Consider the following 6,157-nt stretch of genomic DNA (forward strand, 5'->3'; position numbering starts at 1 on the left):
TCGTAATCGTTGACGCCGACGTACAAGGCTCCGAAGGCCCAGACCATTCCGTTGACCGCTCGGATGTCGGCCGGAACTGGTTCGACGTCTGCCGCTTGCAGGGTTTCGCCAGCCGGCGGCGGCGTGATGCGGTACAGACCGCCGAATTGATCGCTGACCAGAATTCGGCCTTTGTCGTCGGTGCAGAGATTCACCCACGAGCCCTGCTCTTCACCGGGAACCGAATACAGCAACTCCACTTCAAACCCTTCGGCGGCCTTGATCCGATCGATCGGAGTTGCGGTGTTGCCGCCGATGGCCGGACCGACGCTGGTGGGCCGTGTTCGCTTTGCCGGCGTTTTGCGTGCCTTGGCCTTTGCCTTGGCCGCACCGTTCTGGGCAGCGGCATCGGGGACGAACATGGCAACGCAGAGTATCGACAGGCAGATCGCAGCGATACGCCGGCCGGTCGTCAGCCGGCCTGTCGATTGAAGCCCGCACGCGTTCGCAAGGGGCCACGCAGCGCTCCTCGCTGACGCGTCGGGCTGGCATGATGGCGTTGATTCCGGGATGTCGATCAAATCGACAGGCCGCTGCGCGGCGGGGGAGAGGATCAATCGGAGGGAAGCTAGGTTCATTTCAGTTCTGGTTTCGCGGAGATAATGGCGTGCGAGTGGGGTGGGGGGCGACGCTCTCTACCGAGTGGGAGCATTGCGTCAGAGCGTTTTCCGCTCGGGGTCCCTTATGTTACACCGTCCGCCCGTGGATGACAGACTGGAAGCCTGTCGCAGTTTTCCGCCCGGCCGTCGCAGCCCGCCGAATTGGTCGATGTTTCGAATTCGACGCGATGGTAGGAGCCGCCACGCATGAGCGAGAGTGTCCACCGAAGCGAGCGTGTCCGTGCGGCCGCTGACCGACGCATCTGGGCTTCAATCCAATACCGCTAAGTTAAGACCCGCGAAGAGGCCCGGACGCTGGCGCGAACCGGCTGATGTCAAACGAAGATCAGCCGTTTGGCGCGAGCCTACGGGCCCAGACGCGAGGAAACGACGCTTAACTTAGCGGTCTTGGGCTTGGGGCGCCGGGCCGCTAACGGACGCGGCGCATGTAGGTGACGAGGAACTTGTCGATTTCGGCGACCGAGGCGTCAAAGGTTTCTTCGAACATTTCGATCCGCTCTCGGGCGGTCAATTCGGCCATCGGTTTTCCGCTGCTCAATTTCCTCAGGTACTCCACGTACTCTTCCCGCCGCGTCTTGAGCAAGAAGTAGGTCAACGCCCAGCTTTCGGCGTAGGCATCGGTGGCGGTCTCCGAATTGCGAAAACGATCGTCGTCGGACAGCAAGGTGACCAGCGAGTTGGGCGGTCGCACCGGCAAGTAGTCTCGCCATCGTTTCAGATTCACTTGGTTGACACGGCCGATCCCGCGCCAACGCGAGGCACTTTTAAAATCGGGCGATTCAAAAAACATCGCCAACCCTTCGCTGATCCACATCGGGTTGTCGGCGAATCGTCGCTGCAGTCCACAGTTGTAGGCCAACTGGTGCGTGGCTTCGTGAATGATCGTTGCGACGTTGCGTTCCAGGTTAGGCATGTTAAACGTCGTCATCCGGTTGCTGGACAGATGGTAGTACCCGATGACCAATTGGGCCGTGTCCCCGACTTCCGCACCGGCATGTTTCAAAAAGTCATTGCGGTCGGCCAGCACCAGGGCGACAAGTGGGAACTTCGGCTCGGGAAGTCGCCAACGCTGATTTTTCCAGAACGTGTAGAAACCTTTGTAGAGTTGCTCGAACAGCAATCCGACCTGTTTGACGTAGGCATCGGAGGTGTTGTGGGCGATCACATAGTGGGCGGTTTGGTAGATGGAAAAGCCGCTCGGCAATTCCTGTCGCATCCGCTCGGCCATCTGGTCGGCGGTGAGCGGTTGCAGCGGTTCGTCGTCGGAATCGCGTTGAATGATTTGATCGGGCTGGATCATCCAGATCCGGCCGTCGTCACTTTGCAGCATCAAACCCCCGTCCTGGGCCTCGACCAGGATCTCGCCGACGACGGTGCGTGTCGGCATCGGCGCACCATTGACCAGATCCGTTTTATCCGATCGAAAGGTGACGGTTTCCACGCCGAGGGCCGGCGTCGCCGCAAGGGTCAGGAGGGTAAAGCAGAGAAGAAAGATTCGAATCGCAATCGCGTCGGCGTTGATCAACTTCAATCGAGCATCCTTGGAATGGGGATCCATCGGGGGGCACGTGGGAAGGGGCCATCTCAGTCTGTTCCAGTGTACGTTATCACGCAGAACGCTTCCAACGTCTCGAGCAAACGATCGCCAGAACGATGATCGAACAGACATACCAGAACGCCAATGCGGCTTCCTGATTGCGTGCACCGCTGTGCAGTAACGCGAATAATCGCGTGCCCACGGTGACGACACCTGGTGGCAGGACGGGGAGCGTCGCCGGGACATCTCCGCTGGCCATCACCGCCGCGGCGACCGCCGCAATCGCCAACGGTTTGGCCAAAAGGGGGCGTTCGATCCACCAAACGCGGCCGATCCAGGCCAGATCGAGTTTCGCACTGTCGAGAATCGATCGATCGATCCCCGCATATCCCGCTCGCAGGATCCAGTACGCGACCGGCACGGCGCGGACCGATAGGGCGACCACGGTCGGCAGCAACGTTTGGTGGTAGAGGGTTTGCAGACTCGGTAGGGACAGCGTGAAAAAACGCACCACCGTCAGGCCGACGACCGGACCGGGAATCAGAAACAGCAGCAGTGAAACCAGGTCGACGGCTCGGCGAAGTCGGGGGCGTTGCCGCGTGATCGACGCGAGCACCCAAGCCAGCGGGACGCACACCGCAGCGGTCAGCGCGGCCAGGACCGCGGTCCAAAGGTATTCCCGGGAAAACTCTTGGGGCGCCGAGGCCAGCAATCCGATCGCCTGCCGCAGGGACCAGCCGACCGAGAACGTCGGCTCGGGATCCGCTGACACGGTGATCTGATGACCGATCTTGACCAGCAAACCGCCCAACGGAAACGCGAACATCATCGTCGCCAGCATCACCGCGGCCGATGCGGCCAGGTGGGCGATCATTCCCAGCGGTTCGGCCGCGTCGCCGGCAGAGCGGTTTTGTTCCAGCAGTTGCACGTCGAATCGGCGTCGGCGGGAAACCGCGACGGTGGCGATGATCCCGATCGCGAGCACACAGGGCAGCACCAGGACGATCATGATGGACGTGATCGACGGTTGCACGGCATGAAACAGATAGAACTCGTCGGCGAGGGTCCGCACGCCATACAAGTCGACGACCGTCATTTCGGTGGCGGCCAGAATCGCCGTCGCCAGCAATCCCGTCACGACCCAGGGGGCGGCGATCGGCAATCGGATCCGCCACCAGGTCCAGATCGGTCCGCCATCGAGTCGACTTTGATCGATCACTTGCGTTGGGATCCGCGAGGTGCCGAACCAGGTCGCCAGCGACACCAGGGCGGCCCCCAACAGTCCGTGGATCCAAACGCAGGCGACCAGTCCGCCGTATCGGCCGGCCAGCCCGGTGTAGGTGCGCGAGGCGGTTTGGGAAAACGTCAGCCAGCCGAATTTACCCGCCGTCGCCTCCCACGCGGCCGCATGCAGAATCATCGGGGTGGCGATGCAGGCGACCAGGCTGGTCAGACAATAACCGACGACCGCCCGGCCGACGCGACGATGGCGTGGGACCAACGAAATCAAGAACGCCAGCGTGATCCCGATCCCCGCGGCGACCAGAACGCTGAACGCCATCAGCTGCAACGTCAACAGAAGCGGACGGATCCAATGCATGAATCAGTACACGCGGATTTCGATCGCCGTCGACTCGCTCGGGCGTTCCATGATGGTTTGCTCGTAGGTCGGCGGCCCGACCAGGCTGCGCGCGTTGTTGGAAAAACCGTAGGGTTCCACCGGGGCGTTGAACAAGGCCCGGTTCAGTTCGCCGTTGTCGTCCAAATCATGGTAGGCCGCGATCGCGAATTGTTCCGGCAAGATGCCGAGTTGGATTTCCCAGACCACAAATCCATCGATCGGAACCAGGGAGTCCTTGATGATCGCCCGATCGGGATTGCCGAAATTCTCCGCCGAATCGTAAACCGCGATCCGAATCGGGCCTGGGGAATCGAGCTGGCTGGTCACGACGCGAATCAGGATCACGTTGGGCGGCAGCGATCGGGCCTGATCGGTATTGGCCACGGTGCCCAGATCGACGTCAAACTCGGACGTGTCTGGCGGGCTGGCCCAAATCATCGCCAACCCGATCAAGAAGATGACGCCGGCGAACGAGAGCAACAGGTTTCCGTGGCTTTCTTTCCAGGCGCGGCGGTAGCGGCCTTTCTCGTTCGGGGAGCGAAACGGGAGTTTGTCATTCTGAACTGGCATGCGATCAACGGCCGGGTGAGTCACCGAAGTTGAGTTCCAACTGAGTTTCGTCGACGGCTCCGCCGAACTCACGGTACATCAAACTGGGCTGAATGTCGCGGCTGTGCTGGTACTTGTCGCTGCAATACGCGGCACCGTCACCACTGAGCTGCTGATAGTAGATTTGGCAGATCTGCATTCCCGGGACGATCCGGACCGGTTGCACGCAGTACATTTCCAGGGTCCAGGTGCCACAATAACCGACGTCGCCGATCGACCCGCCGGGATTGATGAACAACCCCAGCCGGCCGAGTGAACTGCGGCCCTGGATCAGCGGCACCAGACCTCGCGTTTCGGTGTATTCGACGGTTCGGCCGAGATACAAGACGTTCGGTTGCAGCGTCAGCCCTTCGGCAGGGATTTCCAACCGGCGATAGCGATTGGGGGTCGCGACGTCGAGCACGATTTCCTCGTACACCAACAATTCGTCGTGCAACGCCAGGTTGTACCCGTTCGGGTTCAGCCGAGCGGCATCAAACGGTTCGATTTTGATTTCGTCATTTTTCAGCCGCCGGTGAATCTCGTCGCTCGATAGAAGCATCGCCGTTCCGAATCGATCCAAATGGAAAAACCCGAGCCGGCAAACGATGCCGAGATCGGGCTATCCAGAGTGTAACAAATCTCAGTGACGTCGAGCGAGAGGCCACTATTTTCGTCGCTTGGCGGAGACTTTTCCGCTGACGAAGACTTTCAGCGAATGGCACGGCATTTCGACGGCCCGATTGCTGGGCGGCATCGGCCCATCCAACTCGGGATAAATGTCTCTGGGGGAATCCGCGGCGGTGTCCAGGAACAGGTTCCACTTCATGCCACGTCCGATCGCCGGCAATTGCTGGGTCCGCTCGTCCCCGGTGCTGTTGAACATCATCACCAGGTCGCGGCCGAGTCCGGCGGGGTCTTCCGAGCGACTCGGGGCGGCGATGTAGGCCACCATGCTCAGATGGTGTTGTCCCCAGTCCAAGGGGCTGCCGTCATCGGCGTACCACGAGACGTCGCGGATCAGCCGACCATCGACAGGTTGGCCGGTCAGGAAATGGATCCGTCGGACAGTCGGTTGTTGGCGTCGGAAATGAATCAGCGTCTGGACGAATCGCAGCAGATCCTTGTTTTTCTCGACCAATCGCCAATCGAACCAACTCAGGTCGTTGTCCTGGCAGTAGGCGTTGTTGTTGCCGCGGGCGGTGCGTCGGACTTCGTCACCACTGACGATCATCGGAACCCCTTGCGACAACAGCAGCGTGGCGAACATGTTGCGGACTTGTCGCGCCCGAATGGTGTTGACGCCTTTTCGACGCGTCGGGCCTTCTACCCCGTAGTTGTCGCTGATGTTGTGGTTGTCGCCGTCGCGATTGTCTTCGCCGTTGGCTGCGTTGTGCTTTTCTTTGTAGCTGACCAGGTCGTTGAGCGTGAAACCGTCATGGCTGGTGATGAAGTTGATGCTGCAAAACGGCGGCCGTCCGGCATGCTCGTACAAGTCGCTGCTGCCGGCCAAACGGGTCGCCAACGCGCCCAACGTTCCGCCATCGCCACGCCAAAAACCGCGCACGTCGTCACGGTAGCGGCCGTTCCATTCCGCCCAGCGGTGATTGCCGAACGAACCGACTTGGTACGCACCGGCCGCATCCCAGGCTTCGGCGATGATCTTGGTGTCGGCCAACAACGGGTCTTCGGCGATCAATTCCACCATCGGCGGGTTGGGGACCAGGTTGCCGCTTCGGTCGCGTGACAAAA

Annotated in this window: 4 protein-coding genes and 2 pseudogenes; all 6 read right to left on the minus strand. The window is 60.8% G+C overall.

The genetic code is table 11. From position 1 onward, the window contains the following. Positions 1 to 401: pseudogene (locus ABX749_RS17980) on the minus strand (heme-binding protein); the annotation flags it as partial. A gap of 667 nt (positions 402 to 1,068) precedes the next feature. Beyond that, the gene (locus tag ABX749_RS17985; RefSeq protein ID WP_372897177.1) at positions 1,069 to 2,190 is read right to left on the minus strand and encodes a DUF1570 domain-containing protein; all 1,122 of its coding nucleotides are present in this window, start codon (positions 2,188 to 2,190) and stop codon (positions 1,069 to 1,071) included. Between the two features lie 76 nt (positions 2,191 to 2,266). Further along, positions 2,267 to 3,796 carry an ABC transporter permease gene (locus ABX749_RS17990; RefSeq protein WP_372897178.1) on the minus strand — a complete coding sequence of 510 codons (1,530 nt, stop codon included), beginning with the start codon at positions 3,794 to 3,796 and terminating at the stop codon, positions 2,267 to 2,269. 3 nt (positions 3,797 to 3,799) lie between these two features. Further along, a complete protein-coding gene (locus tag ABX749_RS17995) occupies positions 3,800 to 4,387 on the minus strand; it encodes a DUF2141 domain-containing protein (RefSeq protein WP_372897179.1) in 588 nt (195 codons plus the stop codon). 4 nt (positions 4,388 to 4,391) lie between these two features. Further along, a complete protein-coding gene (gene dcd / locus ABX749_RS18000; RefSeq protein ID WP_145219294.1) occupies positions 4,392 to 4,967 on the minus strand; it encodes a dCTP deaminase in 576 nt (191 codons plus the stop codon). Positions 4,968 to 5,072: 105 nt separating this feature from the next. Then, a pseudogene (locus tag ABX749_RS18005) lies at positions 5,073 to 6,157 on the minus strand (glycogen debranching enzyme); the annotation flags it as partial.

Origin of the sequence: Stieleria sp. (genome assembly GCF_041595215.1) — a bacterium.
GTDB lineage: Bacteria > Planctomycetota > Planctomycetia > Pirellulales > Pirellulaceae > Stieleria > Stieleria magnilauensis.